The organism is Anaeromyxobacter paludicola (assembly GCF_023169965.1).
GTDB lineage: Bacteria > Myxococcota > Myxococcia > Myxococcales > Anaeromyxobacteraceae > Anaeromyxobacter_B > Anaeromyxobacter_B paludicola.
In genome coordinates, this window is the sequence record NZ_AP025592.1 from 50,715 (window position 1) to 66,694 (window position 15,980).

The window sequence follows — 15,980 nt, forward strand, 5'->3', positions numbered from 1 at the left end:
ATGGTGGTCGACGACTCGACCTCCATGCGCCGCACCATCAGCGACATGCTCTCCTACGAGCGCGGCGTCCAGGTCGTCGGCCGCGAGTCGTACGGCGAGGAGGCCCTCAAGGAGGCCTTCGAGATCAAGCCGGACGCCATCTGCCTCGACCTGCAGATGCCGCGGCTCGACGGCTTCACCTTCCTGCGGCTGCTCATGTCCCGGCAGCCCACGCCGGTCATCGTCATCTCCTCCAACTCCCGGAAGAGCGACGTCTTCAAGGCCCTCGAGCTCGGCGCGCTCGACTTCATCGCCAAGCCCGAGGGGCCCGACGCCGATCTCACCGCCATCCGGGACGACCTCCTCGAGAAGATCGGCACCGTCCGCGCGCTCCAGATCGGGAACCTCGACCAGTCGGCGCGCTCCGCCGCGCCGACGGCTCGAGCGGATCACCTCGACCAGTCGGCGCGGCCCCCCCCGGCCTCGGAGCCGGCCCGCGAGCGGCCGGCGGCGCGCCGCGCCCCCGCGCCCCGCGCGCCCGAGCCGATGCGGCTGCTCGTCATCGGGGCCTCGACCGGCGGCCCGCCGGCGCTGCAGCGGCTCTTGACCGCGCTCCCGGGCGACCTGCCGCTCGCGGTGGTGGTGGGCCAGCACATGCCGGAGCGGTTCACGGCGGCCTTCGCCGAGCGGCTCGGCCGGACCAGCTCCTTCTCGGTCTCCGAGGCGGCCGACCGGGACGTCGTGGCGCCGGGCCGGGTGCTGGTGGCGCCGGGCGGCAAGCACCTGCAGCTCCTGCGCGATCCGTCGGGCGAGATCCGCTGCGCGGTCCTCGACGCGGCCCGCGTCCCGGGCCGGCGCTACTGTCCCAGCGTGGATCTCATCCTGGAGTCGGCCGCGCGCGTCCTGGGCGAGCGGGTGGCCGGCGTGATCCTCACCGGCATGGGGAACGACGGCCGCAAGGGGATCGAGGCGGTGAAGGCCGCCGGCGGGCTCACCATCGCGGAGTCGGAGGAGACGGCCGTGGTCTACGGGATGCCGAAGGAGGCGGTCGCCTCCGGGTGCGTGGACGAGATCCTGCCGCTCGGCGCCATCGCCGGGCGGCTGGTGCGCTTCACGGGCCGGGAGGGCGCATGACCGGCCCGACGCTCTCCGCGCTGGTGGTGGACGACAGCGGCGCCATGCGCAAGCAGCTCGCCTACGCGCTGCAGCGGGTGATGGGCATCCACGCCACCGAGGCCACCGACGGGGCCGACGCCTGGCGCAAGCTCTCGACCGGCTCCTACGACGTGGTGCTCACCGACATCAACATGCCGCTCATGGACGGGCTGAAGCTCATCGCCCTCGTCCGGCAGAGCGGCGGCGTGCACCAGCGGGTGCCCATCGTGGTCATCACCACCGAGGGCGCCACCGAGGACCGCCGGCGCGCGATGGACCTCGGCGCGAGCGCCTACCTCGTGAAGCCGGTCCAGTCGCAGCAGGTGGTCGAGGCGGTGCGGCAGCTCTTCAAGCGGACCGCCTGAGCGGCGGCGCGCGCCCCCGCGGCGCGCCTCAGGGCAGCGCGAGCTCCGCCACCACCGGCGCGTGGTCGCTCGTCCCGAAGGCCGGGCGCGGCGCGCAGCTCCGGGTGGCCGCGAGGAGCGGCGCGCTCGCGAGCAGGTAGTCGATGCGCCAGCCGATGTTGCGCTGCCGCAGGTTCCGCCACGGCGCCCACCAGCTGAACACGGTGCCGTCGCCGGGGTGGAGGGCCCGGGTCAGGTCCACGAGGCCGCGCGCGAGCAGCCGGTCGAAGAGGGCGCGCTCCTCGGGGAGCTGCCCGACGGCGCCCGGCTTGCGCTCGCGCTCGTGCACGTCGAGGTCGGTGTGGGCGACGTTGAGATCCCCGGCCAGCACGAGCCGCTCGCCCGCCGCGTGCCGCTCGCCGGCCCAGGCGTCGAGCGCCTCGAGGAAGCGCAGCTTGGCCGCGAGGTCCTTCCCGCCGTTGGGGACGTAGATGGAGGCCACGGTGACGCCCGGGAGCGCCGCCGCCACGATGCGCGTCTCGTGGTCGAACGCCGGGTGGAAGAAGGCGGGGGGCTCGGGCGCGAGCGCGCGGCTCACCAGCAGGGCGACGCCGGAGTAGGCGGTCTCGCCGTGCCACCGGCAGTGGTAGCCGGCGCGCTCGCAGAGGGAGGCCGGGACCTTCGCCACCGGCGCCTTGAGCTCCTGGAGGCAGAGGACGTCGGGCCGCTCCTCGTCGAGGAAGGCCGCCACCTGGGCCTCGCGGGCCCGGATGCCGTTCACGTTCCAGGTGGCGAGCTTCATGCGGCCCCCGGGCGGCGCTCAGCGCTTCTTGAAGAGCGCCTCGAGGGCGTCGTGCGGGTCCTCCCGCGGCTTCGGCGCCTCGCCGAAGAGGGCGGCGAGCTGGCCGCGGGCGGTCGCGCCCCGGTCGCCCTGCCGGCGGGCGGCGCCGTCGCCGAGCTGGAAGAGATCGCAGGCGTTCGACGCCTCCTTCTCCACCACCTGCTCGGCGTGCGGCTCGCGGCACTGGTGGGCCGCCGACTCGTCGTAGTGGCGGCAGTTCATGCAGCAGCGGACGTCGCCGTCGCACTCGGGGCAGGTGGTGCGGCGGCCCACGGGGCCGTCGAGCTTGAGCGCGGCGCCGCAGTGGTAGCAGGAGGCGGGCATGCGACGGATGATAGCGCGCCCGGCGCCGCCGGCTACCGCGATGCGGCCTGGGCCGGCTCGCGCCGCTCGCTCGGGGGCCGCTCCGAGAGCTCCGCGGACAGGACCGCCACGGTCTCGACGTCGAGCCGGATCCGGTCCCACTCCTCCTCCGGGATGGCGAGGAAGGCCTCGGACACGCGCGGGTCGAACTGGGTGCCGGTGCAGCGGAGCACCTCGTCGCGCACCGCCGCGAACGGCCGGCCCTTGCGGTAGGGGCGGTCGGTGGTGATGGCGTCGAGGGTGTCCACGATGGCGAACACCCGGGCGCCGAGGCAGATCTCGTCCCCGCGCAGCCCGCGGGGGTAGCCGGTCCCGTCCCACTTCTCGTGGTGCTCGAGCACCACCCGGGCGGCCGTGCGCAGGTAGTCCACCCGCTGCAGGAGCGACCAGCCGAGCTCCGGGTGCCGCTTCATCTCCACCCACTCCTCGGCCGAGAGCGGGCCCGGCTTGAGCAGCACGCTGTCGCGCACGCCGATCTTGCCGATGTCGTGGAGGAGGGCGCCGTGCTCGACCACGGTGACCTCCGGCTCCTCGATGCCGAGCTGCTGCGAGAGGCGCCGGGCGTAGAGCGAGACGCGGCGCGAGTGCCACTGGGTCTCGGCGTCGCGGTAGTCGAGCGCGGAGATGAGCCCCTCGAGCAGCGCCTGGGTGCGCGCGCGGACCATCTCCTCGAGCCCGTGGTTCATCTCGCGGAGCTGCAGGTTCTGGCGCTGCACCTCGAGCGTCAGCCGCTCGTTCTCGCGCCGCAGGCGGGAGGACTCGCAGGCGTGGCCGATGGTGGCGAGGAGCTCCTGCTGGTGCCAGGGCTTGGCGACGATCCGGTAGACCTCGCCGGAGTTCACCGCCTCGAGCGCGACCTGGAAGTCCTCGGCCGCCGTGCAGAGGATGCGGACCGCGCCGGGCGCGAGCTCCCGGGAGGCCTTGAAGAAGGCGATGCCGTCCATCCCGGGCATCATGTAGTCCGAGATGATGACGCTCGGCGCCTCGCGGGTGAGCGCCTGGAGCGCCTCGCGCGGGGTGAGGAAGGCGCGCGTGCCGAAGCCGGCCGACTCGAGCACGCGCGACAGGGCGCGCAGCACGAGGGCGTCGTCGTCGACGAGGAAGACCAGCTCGGGCGGCGTCGCCGCCGACTTCAGGTGAACGGTCACGCGCCCGGCATCATATCGTCCCTCCGTCCGGCAGGACAGGGGGGCGCCGGGCGGTCGGCCGGTTCGAGGGGGCGCGCCCGGGCGCGGCGGGAGGGTCCCGCCGAACCTGGGGCGGGCGCGCCCCGGCCGCTCAGAAGCTGCCGAGGAACTCGTCGTTGGTCTCGAACTCCGAGAGCTTCTTGAGGAGCCGCTCCATGGCCTCGACCGGCTTGAGCGACGCGAGCGCCTGGCGCAGGCGGCGCACCTTCTCGATCTCCTTCGGCGAGAAGAGCTTCTCCTCCTTGCGCGTCCCGGAGGCGCCGATGTCGATGGCGGGGAAGATGCGGCGCTCGGCGAGCTGGCGCGAGAGCACCACCTCCATGTTGCCGGTGCCCTTGAACTCCTCGAAGATCACCTCGTCCATGCGGCTGCCGGTGTCGATGAGGGCCGTCGCGATGATGGTGAGCGAGCCGCCCTCCTCGGCCTTGCGCGCGGCGCCGAAGAGCCGCTTGGGCCGCTCCAGCGCCCGGCTGTCCACGCCGCCGGTGAGCGTGCGCCCGGAGGACTCGACCTCCTTGTTGTAGGCGCGGGACAGGCGGGTGATCGAGTCGAGCAGGATGACCACGTCCTTGCCGGCCTCGACGAGCCGCTTCGAGCGCTCCAGCACCATCTCGGCGACGTGCAGGTGCTCCTCGGTGGGCCGGTCGTTGGAGGAGCCGACCACCTCGCCCTTGATGTTGCGCTTCATGTCGGTCACCTCTTCCGGCCGCTCGTCCACGAGCAGCACGGTGAGGTGGACGTCCGGGCGGTTGGAGGTGATCGCCTGGGCGATCCGCTGCAGCATGATCGTCTTGCCGGCCTTCGGCGGCGAGGTGATGAGCGCGCGGGCGCCGAGGCCGATGGGGGCGACGAGGTCGAGCACCCGGCCCACCAGCTCGTCCGGGCGGGTCTCGATGATGAGCCGCTCGGTCGGGTCGGTGGCGGTGAGGTTCTGGAAGTGGGTGCGGCGGGCGACGGCGATAGGGTCGGTCCCCTCGACGGTGTCCACCCGCTGCAGCGTCCGCTTCATGTTCCGCAGGCTGGCCTGGCCCTTCACCAGCACGCCCGGCTGCAGGTGCATCCGGTCGATGAGCCAGCGGGGGACCTCGACGTCGAAGGCCTGCGGCAGGTAGCTGCGCTTCGGATCGCGCAGCCAGCCCTGGCCCTTGCCCTCGAACTGGAGGACGCCCTCGACCTCCTCGGTCTGCTCCGGCTGCGCCTGCGCCTGCGGGGCGGCCGCCACCGGGGCGCCGTTCGCGGGGGACGCGCCCGGCGCGGGCTGGCCGGCCGGACCGCCGGGACCCGCTCCCTGCGGGCTCCCCGGCTGGCCGGAGCGGCCGCGGCGACCGCGGCGGCGGCGGCGGCGGCGGCCCTGGCCCTGACCGGGCTGCTGGCCCTGACCTTGCGGCGAGCCCTGCTGGGCGTCACCGCCTTCGGCGGGGGAGGTTGCGGCGGTGGGGGCGGGCTGCTGCGACGCGGCCGGAGGCGGGGCGCCTTCGCCACCCGAGGACGGGGTCTGCTCGTTTTCGCTCATGCTGTCTGTCTGCTCCGGCCGCATCCCGTGCTGGGCGGCGCGGTCCTTCGGCTGGTCTGGTCGGCGCGGCGTTCGCGTTTCGCTGTTCGAGCTGTCGCGGGCTTCGCGCCCCCCCGATCCGTTGTGTGCGCATCGCTCGCAAAGAGCGGCGCAACGGGTTCAAAGGAGCCGTACGACCGGGGGATCACCCCCCCGCCGCAAATGAATCTGAGGCGCGATCAGGGAGGAGACAACGGCTACATAACAGACTCCTGCCCGGAGCGAAAGGATCCTCTGAGGCGCATCAGGGTCGTGGGGGGACGCCGTCCAGCCAGTCGAGGGGCAGGGCCAGCATCGGGCCCATCTCGGACAGGAGCGCCGCCGCCCGCAGCTCGGGCACGCTGGCGGCGAGCCGGAGGAGCGCCGGCGGCTCCTCGGCGCGGACCACGGCGGAGGAGAGCCGCTCGGCGAGCCCCAGCTCCGGCTCGACGCGCCGGACCTCGAGGTCCTCGTCGGCGCGGTAGCCGGCGCGCTGCTTCGCGAGCGCGATGGCGTCGTCGAGGGTGCCGAGCCGGTCCACGAGCTTGTGCGAGAGGGCCTGCGCCCCCGACCAGACCCGGCCCTGCGCGACGGCGTGCACCTCGTCGCGGGAGAGCTTGCGCCCCTCGACCACCCGGGCCAGGAAGGTCTCGTAGAAGGCCGAGATCTGCTCCTCCACCAGCCGCCGCTCGCCGGGCGTCCAGGTCTTGAGCGGCGACTCGATGTCGGCGTTCTCGCCGCGCTTCAGCACCACGTCCTTCACCCCGAGCTTGCCGAGGAGCCCGGACAGGTCCGGCTTGAGCACGAAGACGCCGATCGACCCGGTGTAGGTCGAGGGCTCGGCCAGGATCTCCCCGGCCCCGACCGCGGCCAGGTAGCCGCCGCTCGCGGCGCTGTCGCCCATCGAGGCCACCACCGGCTTGCCCTTGCGGCGGGCGGCCACCACCTCGCGCCAGATGAGGTCGGAGGCGAGCGCGTCGCCGCCGGGCGAGTCCACCCGGAGCACGATCGCCTTCACGCTCCCGTCCTCGGCGGCGGCGCGGAGCTGCCGCGTGACCGTCTCGGCGCCGGCCACGCTCTCGACGCCGAACGGATCCGAGCGGCTCCTCCCGGAGACGATGGTCCCCTCGAGCCGGATCACCGCCACCGCGGGGCGCGGCCCCCAGCGCTGCGCCTGCCGGGGCGGGCTGCGGTCCTCCCGCTCCGAGAGCCGCACCTCGCCGCCCACCACCTTCCCGAGCCGCGCCTCGAGCTCGTCGGGCCAGACCACCTCGTCGAGCAGCTTCTCCTGCACCGCCCGCTCGCTCGTGAAGAAGCCCACGTCCACGAGCTCCTTCACCCGGGCCTCGGGGAGCCCGCGCGCCGCGGCGACCGCCTCGAGCTGCCGCCGGTGCAGGTCGTCGAGCAGGGAGCCCGTCACCTCGCGCTGCGCGTCGCTCATGTCCGAGCGGGTGAGCGCGTCGGGGGCGTTCTTGTAGCGCCCCATCGCCACCACGTCGAAGGCGACGCCGAGCCGGGCGAGCGCGTCGCGCAGGAAGGGGTGGTTCGAGGCGAGGCCGTTCACCTGCAGCGGCGCCGAGGGCGGCGCCCAGATGGCGCTCGCCGCGGTGGCGAGCCAGTAGCCGCGGTTCCCGCCCCCGGTCACGTAGGCCACCACCGGCTTCCTCGCCCGCACCTGCTCGAGCTTGTGCCGCAGCTCCTCGACGCGGGCGGCCCCGAGCGGCACGTCGTCGATCCGGACGAGCAGCCCCGGCGTCTCGTCGTCGCGGACGGCGTCGAGCCGGGCCAGGAGCTGGCCGTACGGGTCGCGCCGGGCGAGCGGCAGGATGAGCGAGCGGGGCTGCGCGAGCGCCTGCGAGAGCGACACCACCGGCACGCTGTGCTGGACCGTCGAGAGCCCCCGGTACCGCTCGGCGCTGACGCGGGCGCCCACGGTCCAGCCGCGGCCGGCCTCCTCGGTGGCGCCGGACACCGACGAGCTCAGGCCGAGGTGCGCGGTCGAGGCGGTCACGGCGAGCTGCGCCACCACGGCGCCCTCCACGCCCGGCGCGTCGCGCAGCGGCAGCAGCACCTGCGCCTGCAGGCCGTAGCCGCGGGGGAAGTCGGCGCGGACCCCGAGCGCGCCGTGGGTGACGTGGAAGGCGTCCCGCCCGAGGTCGCTCGCGAGGAGGTCGCCGGAGAGCGTGAGGGTGTCGTTCCAGAGCCGCGTGGCGGCGCCGAGGTCGTAGCGGACCGGCAGCGGCCGGCCCGACTCGCGCGCCTGCAGGTCGAGCGCGGAGGCGCCGAGGGAGAGCCAGCGGGCCGGGCGCACCGTGAGCCCCACGTCGAGGCTCCGCAGCGCGTCGCGCGCCGGGTCGGGCGACGAGAAGTGGTTCCAGGCGAGCCCGAACGAGAAGAGCGGGGTGGGGGAGAAGGCGAGGCCGAGCCCGGTCTTGCGGTAGCGGGAGCCGCCGCCGTCGCCGGGGCGCACCCACTCCATGGAGAGCGAGGGCGCGAAGGGGCCGAGCGGGAGCGTGGTGTAGAAGCCGTCGCCGAGGTAGCCGCGGGCGCTCCCCTGCTCGTGGAAGTACTGGAGCGCGAAGCCGCCGACGAAGCCGGGCGCGGCCGGGTTCACGGCGAGCCCCGAGGGCTCCTCGGCGCTGGCCGCCCCCTCCGGCGTCACCGCGAGCCCCACCGGCGTCCCGCGGGCGCGCTCGACGAGGGTCATGGCCTGGGCGGCGGCGAGCGCCGGCAGGCCGAGCGCGGCGAGGAGCGCGAGCGGCTTCACGAACCGTGTCATGCCGGGATTCTAGCCCAGCGGCGGGCAGGCGACCTGGCCCCTGGCAGGGGACGGTGGCGGGCTGGACCTCCCGGGCGGCGGCCGGGCCGGCGCCGGAGCGGGGTGGCGGTCGCTACTCCTGGCCGTCGTCCTCGACGCGGCGCAGGTCGTCCTCGGTGAGCGGCACGAGGTTCCCCGCCTTGTACTCGCGGAACAGCGCGAAGATCTGCTCCTTGTGCGGGCGCTGCTTGCCCATCGGGCACCGCTCCCAGTCCTGGTAGGGCTCGTCGCAGTAGCCGGTCCGCTTGTCGCCGCACTTGGGCTGCAGGTAGACGCCGATCTCCGGGACCGCCTTCACGACGGCGCGGCGCATGAGCGCGACCATGTGCCGGATCTCCCACTGCGCCCGCCAGCAGAGCCTCAGATCGGCGATGTGCAGGAGCTCGGCGAAGTTGACCATCACCTGGAAGTTGGTGGGGGTCGCGTTGGGGAGGACGAAGCGGGCGTCCTCGGCCGGCACGCCCTTCGCGAGCGCGAGCTGGTAGACCCGCGTCACCTCGGCCATGAGCTTCTCGTACTCCTCGGCCATGCCGGGCGTCTTCTCGAAGCTCTTCGGCGTCACGTAGTCGAGCCGCTCCTCCTTGTACTTCACGTAGCGCTGGCTCTGCTGCTCGAAGCTGATGCCGATCCGGTGGCGCACGAACTGGTGGCTGAGCGAGCGGGACACGCCGGAGATGCCGAACCAGAAGACCACCTGCTCGAGCGGCGAGGCGTGGCCGGTCTTGAGCCGCTCCTGGATGAAGCCGCGGATCTGCTCGGGCGTGATCTTGCCGGCGCCGATCTCGGCCCAGACCTCGTTGGGCGTCTTCGGCGTGTAGCAGGTGCGGTAGGCGCCGTAGAGCTTGGTGAGGGGGTCGCGGGCGTAGTCGATGAGCGTGACTTCGAGGGCCATGGGGCTCCCTTCATACCGCGGGGCGGGCCTCGCGGGTAGGCGCCCCGCGCGCCGCGAAACCCGGGCGGGCGGGCGAGGCCCCGCCGTGCTAGACAGACCGGCCATGACCCCTCCCGATCCAGGCCCGGGGCCCGCGGCCAAGCTCGCCTCCAGCTCGTGCGTCGAGATGACCGAGCTCGTGATGCCGAGCGACGCCAACCGGCTCGGCACGGCCTTCGGCGGCAAGGTGGTGAGCTGGGTGGACCTCGCGGCCGGCGTCGCGGCGCAGCGCCACACGCGGACGCCCTGCGTCACCGCCTCCATCGACCAGCTCTCCTTCCTCTCCCCCATCCACGTGGGCGACGTGGTCATCCTGCGGGCCCGGGTGAACGCCGTCTTCGGCTCCTCGATGGAGATCGAGGTGGAGGTCGAGGCCGAGGAGACCACCACCGGCGAGCGCCGGCCCTGCCTCGACGCCTTCCTCACCTTCGTCTCGCTCGGCGCCGACGGGAAGCCGCAGCGCGCGCCGATGCTCCTCGCCGTCACCGAGGACGAGCTCCGCCGCCAGGCCGACGCCCAGGAGCGGCGGGCGGCCCGGCTGGCGTCCCGGCGGGCCCGCGCCGTCCCGGGGGCGGCGCCTCGTTGAGCCCCGCGTCGCAGCCTTCGTCCACCCAGGCCCGCCAGGCGGGCAGGAGAGCCACATGAAGAATCGCCTCGGCGCCGCCGCCCTCTGCGCGGCGCTCCTCACCGCGTGCCGCACCGGCGCGCCCGCCCCCGCGAAGCCGGCGGAGGCCGCGCCGCTCGGGATCGACCCCTCGATCGTCGATCGCGGCGTGAGCCCCTGCGACGACTTCTACGCCTACGCCTGCGGCGGCTGGATCGCGAAGACCGAGATCCCGGCCGACAAGCCGAGCTGGAGCCGCGGCTTCTTCGAGCTGCGGGAGCGCAACCTGAAGGAGCTCCGGGCCATCGCCGACGACGAGGCCGCCGGCCGCGCCGCGCCGGAGGACCGCTTCGCCGACAAGGTGGGGGCCTACTACGCGAGCTGCATGGACGAGCCGGCGGTCGAGGCGCACGGGCTCGCGGAGCTCAAGGCGGAGTGGGCCAGGCTCGGCGCCGTGAAGGACCCGGAGTCGCTCCTGCGCGAGCTGGCGCGCCTCCACCGCGCGGGGGTCTTCGCGGCCTTCCAGCTCGGCTCGCAGCAGGACGCCAGGGACGCGAGCCAGGTGATCGCGGTGGTGTCGCAGGGCGGCCTCGGCCTGCCCGACCGCGACTACTACCTCTCCACGGATCCCAGGTCGCAGGAGATCCTGAAGCAGTACCGGGCGCACGTGGCCCGCATGTTCGCCCTCGCCGGCCGGGCGCCCACCGAGGCGGAGAAGGCCGCGGGCGAGGTGCTCGCGCTCGAGACCGCCCTCGCCGGCTCCCACTACACCCGGACCGAGCTGCGCGATCCGAAGCGGGTCTACAACCGCGTGGACCTGCCCGGCCTCGAGAAGCTCGCCCCGCAGGTGGACTGGCGGCGCTACCTCGCCGGCGTCGGCCACCCCGGCGTCACCGCGATCAACGTGACCACGCCGCGCAACGTCGAGGAGGTGGGGCGGCTCGTGAAGCAGGCGTCCCCGGCGCGGTGGCGCACCTACCTCGAGTGGAACCTGCTCGCCAAGGCGACCGGGTACCGCGCGCTGCCCAAGGCCTTCGTGGACGAGCGGTTCGCCTTCTCCTCGGCGGCGTTCACCGGCGCCAAGGAGCTCGAGGCGCGCTGGAAGCGGTGCGTGTCGCTCACCGACGGCGCGCTCGGCGAGGCGCTCGGCGAGGCGTACGTGCGCCGCCACTTCGGCCCCGAGGGGAAGGCCGCCACCACCCGGCTGGTCTCGGAGATCGAGCAGTCGATGGGCCAGGACCTCGCCGGTCTCGCCTGGATGGACCCGCCGACCCGCGCCCAGGCGAACGCCAAGCTGGGCAAGGTCTTCAACAAGGTCGGCTATCCCGACAAGTGGCGCGACTACGCCAGGCTCGAGGTGCGGCGCGGCCGCTGGCTCGACAACGCCCTCGCGGCGGAGGCGTTCGAGGTGAACCGGGAGCTCGACAAGGTGGGCAAGCCGCTCGACCGGGGCGAGTGGTACATGAGCCCGCCCACCGTGAACGCCTACTACGAGCCGGCGCTCAACGAGATGGTCTTCCCGGCCGGCATCCTGCGGCCGCCGTTCTTCACCCTGGGGGCGCCCGCGGCCGTGAACTACGGCGCCATCGGCGTGGTGGTCGGGCACGAGCTCACCCACGGCTTCGACGACGAGGGGCGCCGCTACGACGCCGAGGGCAACCTGCGCGACTGGTGGTCGCCCACGGTGGACAAGGAGTTCGACCGTCGCGCCGAGTGCGTGGCGAAGCAGTACGAGGCCTACGAGCCGCTCCCGGGCGTGCACCTCAACGGCCACCTCACGCTCGGCGAGAACATCGCCGACCTCGGCGGCGCGAAGCTGTCGTACGCCGCGCACCGGCGGGCCCTCGGTCAGCGGGGCGACGCGCCCGACGCGAGCGGCTTCACCCCGGACCAGCAGTTCTTCCTCGGCTTCGCCCAGTCCTGGTGCCAGAAGTCGCGCGACCCTTACGTGCGGATGCTCGTCACGGTGGACCCGCACTCGCCGCCGCGGTTCCGGGTGAACGGCCCGCTCTCCAACCTCCCCGAGTTCCAGAAGGCCTGGAGCTGCCCGGCCGGCGCGAAGATGGTGCGGGCCGAGCGGTGCGAGGTCTGGTGACGCCGGCCGTCCGGCCGTCGCGAGCCGCCCCGTGGCCGCGGTCCATCCCGTGATCGCGGGGCGGACCGCGCTCGTGACTTGATCCCGCGCAGGATGGCGGAGCGCGGCCGCTCGAGGCCTCGCCGCGAGAAACGCCCGTGTTTCGGCGACGTTGTCTCGAAGTGAAGACGGACTGTGTGCAAAGTAGGCTTTGACGCCCTTCCGGAGGCGTTGTCACCACGAGAGTCCCTCATGTAGCGTCCACGGCGCCGATGTGGTCGCGGCTCGATCCGCACCCTTCGTCAACGCGGGAACGGGGGATTCCATGGAGAGCACCGGTCGCATCGCTGCGCCTGCGGGCGCGTGTCGCCTCGCCAGCCTTCGCCGCCCGATCGCGGCGGCCCTCGTCGCGATGGCGCTCCCGGCGGTCGCGGGCGCGGTCGTCTCCGGCGCCAGCGTCACCTACGCGGGCGCGAGCTTCGGGGCGGGGACGTCGTCGAACGTGAAGGTGGACGGGAGCGGCAACCTGGCGCTCTCGGTCCCGACCTCGACGCCGGGCTACGCCTGGATCGCTGGCAAGGGCAGCGGCGCGGTCCTGCGCGTGGACACCGCGACCGGGGCGAGCACGAGCTTCGACAGCGTGATCCCGGCCGACTGCCCGGCCTGCGGAGCGGACCGGACCAAGTGGATGCCCGCCGCCGTCGCCGTGGACATGGACGGACAGGCCTGGGTGGTGAACACCGGAGTGGGCGCGGTGACGCGCTTCGGCGCGAGCCAGAAGACCATCCCGGTGTCCACGCCGGGGACGCTCGCCCCGGCGATCGCGGTGGACTCCGACGGCTCGGTCTGGGTCGCCGCTCCCGGGGCCGGCAAGAACGTCGCGTTCTACAAGGTCTCCGCGTCCGGGCAGGTGGTGCTCAACGGGACCGTCGGAAACCTCGCGCTCCCGGCCGCCCTGCTGGCCCGCGACGGCGAGCTCTTCATCGCCGAGGGGAGCAACGTCCGGCAGATCTCCGGAAGCGCGAAGACCGCCACGGCGAGCTGTCTGCAGCCCCTGAGCGGCCTCGCGCTCGACGGGGCGGGGCGCCTCTGGGCGAGCGGCCAGCAGGGCCTGCTGTCGATCGACCTCTCCGCGAAGACCTGCGTCGTGAAGTCGGCCGTCGCGCCGCTCACGGCGGTCGCGGTGGACGCCGCCGGAAGCCTCTGGGCGACCGGCGGCAGCTCCGCCTACCGCTTCTCCGCGACGGGAGCGCTGCAGCAGACCATCGGGACGGCCCCGGTCGCCGGCTACGGGATCGACCAGGCCGCCGACGGGAGCCTGTTCGTGGCGGGCCAGGGCGGCTACGCGAAGCTCGTGGCGGGCGCGGCGCAGGTGACCCCGCTCACCGGCTACTACGGCACCTCCTCCGACTTCACCGGCGCCCAGCTCCGCGCCTGGGTCGCGAAGGGCAGCTGGGACGTCGTGCAGGACGCGGGGGCGGCCGGGGCGATCTGGGGCACCGTGAGCTGGGTCGGCCCGACGACCGGCGTGACCGCGCAGGTCCGGGCCGCCGACGCGGCCGCCGGGCTCGCCGGCGCTCCCTGGGTCACCGTGTCGAACGGGACGTCGTTCCAGGGCTCCGGCGTCGCCGGTCGCTACCTGGAGCTGAAGCTCACCTTGACGGGGAAGGTCGGCCAGGGCCCGGTCGTCTCGAGCGTCACCGTGGCCACCTACGGCAAGCCCGACGGCGCGGCCTGCGGCGCCGCCAGCGACTGCGCGAGCGGCTCCTGCGTGGACGGCGTCTGCTGCAACACCGCGTGCGCCGGCCAGTGCGAGGCCTGCAACGTCGCCGGGAGCGCCGGCACCTGCGTCGCGGTGACGGGCGCGCCGCAGAACGGCCGCCCCGCCTGCGCCTCCGACGGCACCGCCTGCGGCGGCGCCTGCGACGGGACGAGCCGCGCCGCCTGCACCTACCCGAGCGCGTCCACCGCCTGCCGGGAGGCGAGCTGCGGCGCCGGCGTGCAGACGGCGGCCGCGACGTGTGACGGCAACGGCAGCTGCGGGACCGTGGTGACCGTGAGCTGCGACGCCTACGTCTGCGGCGCCACCGCCTGCCTCACCACCTGCGGCGGGGACGCGGACTGCTCGCCCAGGTACGAGTGCGATCTCGACCCGGCCGCGCAGAAGATGGCCTGCGTCGCCGACGTGACCCCGCCGGCGCTGACGCTCGACACCCTCCCGCCGTACACCAACCAGGCCGCGCGCACGGTGTCCGGCTCGGTGAAGGATCGGAGCAAGCTCGACTGGGTCAAGCTGACGTTGAACGGGGCGGAGATCCCGGTGGCGCTCCAGCCGGACGGCTCGTTCAGCGTGTCGCTCACGTTCGCCGAGGGGACCAACGCCCTCGTCTTCGCCGCGGCCGACATCGCCGGGAACGCGAGCTCCCCGCTCACCGCCAGCACCGTCCTCGACACCGTTCCTCCGTCGCTGGTCGCCGTCGCTCCCGCGGCCGGGAAGGCGTTCGGCAGCTCCCTCGGGATCCCGTTCGAGCTCCAGGTCTCGGACGCGACCCCGGTGGTGGTGAGCGCCGGCGGGCAGCAGTTCACGCCGGACGCGACCGGGAAGGTCAGCGGCACCATCGACCTGCAGGGCAGCGAGGGCTGGAACACCCTCTCCTTCCTCGCCACCGACGCCGCCGGCAACACCGCCACCCAGAGCGTCGCGGTGCTCCTCGACTTCACCGCGCCCGTCGTGACCGTGGACGACCTGACGCCCATCCCCTGGGCGACCGCCCGCGACACCTTGCCGGTGATCCTCCACGTGGACGATCTCACCGCCACCACGGTGGTCTTCTCCGACGGGCAGAGGTTCACGAACGCGCGCTCCTCCGCGGGCGCGCTCTCCGCCGCCGCGCTCGCGCTGGCCGACGGGCCGAACGGTCTCTCGGTGACGGTGACGGACGAGGTGGGCCGCGCGACCACCCTGAGCTGGACGGTCATCTACGACCACACGCCGCCGACCGGCTCGTTCGCGTCCCCCGCGCCCGGAGCGTTCGTGCGCGGGACGGTCGAGCTGGCGCTGAACGCCAGCGACGACTGGACCGGCGTCGCCTCCGTCGCCTGGCCGGACGGCACCCGCGTCGCGAAGCCGAGCTTCCCGGCCATCTCCTCGCTCGACACCACCACGCTCCCGGACGGCGCGTACACCGCGAGCGCCCAGGTCGCGGACGGCGTCGGGAACACCCGCTCGATCTCGCTCCCGCTCGTGGTGGACAACACGCCTCCCGGCCTGGGCCTCGGCAGCCTCCCGGCCTACGTGCACGACGGCATCGCCATCACGGCCAGCGCCGACGACCCGACGAGCGGAGTCGCGAGCGTCACGATCCAGGCGGGGAGCTCGACCCGCACCTGCGAGAGCGCGGAGTGCTCGCTCGACTTCGTCACCAACACGCTCGGGAACGACGGCCCGTTCACCATCACCGCGACGGCGACCGATCGCGCCGGCAACCAGACCACGAAGCAGGTGACCATCATCGCCGTCAACAACGCGCCCAAGGGCTTCCTGGTCGCGCCCGTGGACGGCGCCTACGTCGCCGGCCCGCTCGCGGTCAGCGTGGACGCCTCCCAGGTCTCCTACTTCCAGGACGTGACCTGCCAGCTCGGAGACGCGCCCCTGGTCCCGACCACCACGCAGGCGAAGCTCGACGTCACGGTGGACACGCTGAGGCTCCTCGACGGCGACCTGACCGTCTCCTGCACGGCCACCGACCTGGCCGGGCTGACGACCACCGAGAAGCGGACGGTGCACGTCAGGAACTGGACCGAGGTGCTCAACCCCACCACCCTCAACCTGCGCACCGGCGGGAGCAGCGTGGTGACGCTCTACGTCGAAGGGAAGAACGTGTCCCTGCTGGTCCCGCAGCGGGCATCGCTGAAGCTCGGCGGTCCGAGCGGCGTCTCGGCCATCGTCAACGCGGTCTCGGCCTCCGTCGGCGACTACAACTCGAACGGCGTGCCCGACCTGACCGTCAAGTTCGACCGGCAGTCGCTCATCAACCTGCTCACCGCGAAGGCGGCTGCCGCCGGGACGGCGGTCCCGGCCGGGCCGGTGAAGCTCGAGGTCTACGCGGGCGGGCAGCTCATCGGCAGCGCCGTCACCAACGTGAACCGCTAG

The 15,980-nt window shown here is 73.7% G+C and carries 11 protein-coding genes; 5 read left to right on the forward strand and 6 right to left on the reverse strand.

What is annotated here, in order from left to right; all coding sequences use genetic code 11:
- Both cheB and AMPC_RS00265 read left to right on the forward strand, forming a co-directional pair.
- Complete coding sequence (gene cheB / locus AMPC_RS00260; RefSeq protein ID WP_248343519.1) at positions 1-1,113, forward strand: chemotaxis-specific protein-glutamate methyltransferase CheB; 1,113 nt, start codon at positions 1-3, stop codon at positions 1,111-1,113.
- On the forward strand, positions 1,110-1,499 hold the full coding sequence (locus AMPC_RS00265; RefSeq protein ID WP_248343520.1) for a response regulator: 390 nt from the start codon (positions 1,110-1,112) through the stop codon (positions 1,497-1,499). Before cheB ends, AMPC_RS00265 begins: the two co-directional genes overlap by 4 nt.
- Before the next feature lie 28 nt (positions 1,500-1,527).
- Here AMPC_RS00265 and AMPC_RS00270 read toward each other — a convergent pair whose 3' ends face one another.
- The 6 genes from AMPC_RS00270 to thyX form a co-directional block, all read right to left on the reverse strand.
- A complete protein-coding gene (locus AMPC_RS00270) occupies positions 1,528-2,280 on the reverse strand; it encodes an exodeoxyribonuclease III (protein WP_248343521.1) in 753 nt (250 codons plus the stop codon).
- An 18-nt stretch (positions 2,281-2,298) separates the two neighbouring features.
- The gene (locus AMPC_RS00275) at positions 2,299-2,643 is read right to left on the reverse strand and encodes a hypothetical protein (protein WP_248343522.1); all 345 of its coding nucleotides are present in this window, start codon (positions 2,641-2,643) and stop codon (positions 2,299-2,301) included.
- Between the two features lie 32 nt (positions 2,644-2,675).
- A complete protein-coding gene (locus tag AMPC_RS00280; protein WP_248343523.1) occupies positions 2,676-3,830 on the reverse strand; it encodes an HD domain-containing phosphohydrolase in 1,155 nt (384 codons plus the stop codon).
- Positions 3,831-3,960: 130 nt separating this feature from the next.
- Complete coding sequence (gene rho / locus AMPC_RS00285) at positions 3,961-5,091, reverse strand: transcription termination factor Rho (RefSeq protein ID WP_248343524.1); 1,131 nt, start codon at positions 5,089-5,091, stop codon at positions 3,961-3,963.
- 574 nt (positions 5,092-5,665) lie between these two features.
- Positions 5,666-8,179, reverse strand: a complete 2,514-nt coding sequence (gene sppA / locus AMPC_RS00290; RefSeq protein ID WP_248343525.1) for a signal peptide peptidase SppA — start codon at positions 8,177-8,179, stop codon at positions 5,666-5,668.
- 112 nt (positions 8,180-8,291) lie between these two features.
- Positions 8,292-9,110 carry an FAD-dependent thymidylate synthase gene (gene thyX, locus AMPC_RS00295; protein WP_248343526.1) on the reverse strand — a complete coding sequence of 273 codons (819 nt, stop codon included), beginning with the start codon at positions 9,108-9,110 and terminating at the stop codon, positions 8,292-8,294.
- A 103-nt stretch (positions 9,111-9,213) separates the two neighbouring features.
- Here thyX and AMPC_RS00300 point away from each other — a divergent pair, with 103 nt between their 5' ends.
- The 3 genes from AMPC_RS00300 (at position 9,214) to AMPC_RS00310 (ending at position 15,980) form a co-directional block, all read left to right on the forward strand.
- Complete coding sequence (locus tag AMPC_RS00300) at positions 9,214-9,735, forward strand: acyl-CoA thioesterase (RefSeq protein ID WP_248343527.1); 522 nt, start codon at positions 9,214-9,216, stop codon at positions 9,733-9,735.
- A gap of 55 nt (positions 9,736-9,790) precedes the next feature.
- Entirely contained in the window at positions 9,791-11,848 is a 2,058-nt protein-coding gene (locus AMPC_RS00305) for a M13 family metallopeptidase (RefSeq protein WP_248343528.1), read from the forward strand.
- Positions 11,849-12,239: 391 nt separating this feature from the next.
- Positions 12,240-15,980 carry an Ig-like domain-containing protein gene (locus AMPC_RS00310; RefSeq protein ID WP_248343529.1) on the forward strand — a complete coding sequence of 1,247 codons (3,741 nt, stop codon included), beginning with the start codon at positions 12,240-12,242 and terminating at the stop codon, positions 15,978-15,980.